Here is a 1,430-nt window from a genome sequence, read left to right as displayed (position 1 = left end):
GGTCCCATGTTGCCGGAGCCCATGTAGGGGGGGTTGGCGACGACCACGTGGTACCGGGTGGAGAGGTACTCAGACTGCCGGATCACCTTTCCGGCGCGTTCAAGGATGTCCCCGCCGAACAGGGTCTGCGCCTCCCCCAAAGACTCCAGATGCGCGGCGAGGGGCTTGATGAGGTCCTGGTTCGGGCGGATCAGCGACCCGAACGTGTCCGCGTCTTCAAACGCCTGCCAGAACGCGACCTCCGCATACCTGTCCCCACCCCGGGTCAACAGGGTCTCCAGCTCGTCCGCGGTGAACCGTACCGGCTCCAGCACACAAATGTTCGGCTCCGTACCCTTCCCCGGATTCAGGAACGACTTCTGCTTGCCTCGCGCCTTCATCACCAGCGCGAACGCCGCCAAAGCGCCCGCCCGCGGATCAATTTCCGCCCCAAACAGGTTGTGCTTCAGGATCAGGGCCGGAATGTCCGACGGGGCGTACCCGGCCTCCTCATACATCAAAAACAACAGATCGAACGCGTAGGTGAGCATATGCCCAGACCCGCACGCCGGATCCAGGACCTTCAGCTCCTCCGGACCGCTGATTTTCAGGAAGTCCGTCTCCGGCTCCACCGGAGCAATGTAATACTCCATCCGCGACGCCAAATCCGAGCCCGGATTGTTCAACAGCCACAACCGGCCCAGCGAGTTCTCCACCAGATACTTCACAATCCAGTGCGGCGTAAACAACTGCGTCGCCGCCGGGATCTCCAGCGCCGTGGCCTTCTTGTTCTTCTTGAACCCCGCGAAAACCTCATCCTTCCGCGCGGCAATATAGAACTGGTACAGCCAGCCAATCACCTCAACATCGGCACACGCCTCCGGCGTCAGCGTCCGCACAATCCGGGCCACAATCGACCGCTCCGAGAGCAGATCATCGGGCACCAGCAGCTCCGTGAAATCCCCCGACCGCTCAAACATGAACGGCATCGGCCCCGCCCAGTGATTGCAATACGCCGCCAGCAGAAGCTTGTACGCCTCCCCCTGGCCGTCACGGGACACCACAGAACCGGACAACAACCCAATCACCCGGTCCCGGACCTTCTCCCCCACCACACCGGCATCCACATGACCGGCCTTCGCATCCGCCAACACCTCCGGCTGACCCGACACAGCACCCCCACCAGGAGACACCACACCCACACCCGAATAACCATTCACGTCCATAAACCTCAACGCCACCAAACGGTTGAACCACGTATACGCCACCTGATCCACCACAACATCACGCCCGGCCCGCGCCACCACACCCTCAAGACGCCGCACCGCCTCAGGAAACTCCACCCGCTCCACCGACCCAGGCAACAACACCCCAGCCAAACGAGCCCCAACAACACCCACCAACTCAACCCGAACACCCGCAGCAAACCCACGCAACAACGACAAATCCAT

The 1,430-nt window shown here is 62.0% G+C and carries 1 protein-coding gene; it reads right to left on the bottom strand.

All coding sequences use genetic code 11. The features are described 5' to 3' along the window. Positions 1 to 1,430, bottom strand: a 1,430-nt coding sequence (pglX, locus tag ACTIMO_RS17130; RefSeq protein WP_448183202.1) for a BREX-1 system adenine-specific DNA-methyltransferase PglX, incomplete at both ends; no start/stop codon positions are given.

The organism is Arthrobacter sp. CP30, assembly GCF_053470025.1.
This window is presented reverse-complemented; position numbering and strand designations above follow the sequence as displayed.